At 67.5% G+C, this 434-nt stretch carries 1 protein-coding gene; it reads left to right on the top strand.

The annotated features are described in order from the left end of the window. The coding region (locus tag RM590_RS35680; RefSeq protein ID WP_311708966.1) for an RluA family pseudouridine synthase at window positions 1–434 on the top strand (434 nt) is incomplete at both ends.

The raw sequence follows: 434 nt of genomic DNA, 5'->3' as shown, positions 1-434 counted from the left end.
CGCCACGGTCGGCTGGCACGGCCCAACTGTGTTGGGAGGCCTTGCCGCCGCCGGATTCCGGATCAGCACCTCGGGCATCCACGAACGCCAGGGCATCGTGCACCGACTCGATGTCGGCACTTCCGGCGTCATGGTGGTGGCGCTGTCCGAGCGGGCATACACGGTGCTCAAGCGGGCGTTCAAGCAGCGCACCGTGGAAAAGCGCTATCACGCGCTGGTGCAGGGGCACCCGGATCCTTCGAGTGGGACCATCGATGCCCCGATCGGGCGGCACCGGGGTCACGACTGGAAGTTCGCGGTCGTCGAGGGTGGCCGGCACAGCGTCACCCATTACGACACCGTCGAGGCGTTCCAGGCCGCCAGTCTGCTCGACATCGAGCTGGAGACCGGCCGGACCCATCAGATCCGCGTGCACTTCGCTGCGCTGCATCACC

Origin of the sequence: Streptomyces litchfieldiae, assembly GCF_031845365.1 — a bacterium.
GTDB classification, from domain to species: Bacteria; Actinomycetota; Actinomycetes; order Streptomycetales; family Streptomycetaceae; genus Streptomyces; species Streptomyces litchfieldiae.
Note: the sequence above shows the minus strand (reverse complement) of the source record. Positions and strands in the feature narration are given on the sequence as shown.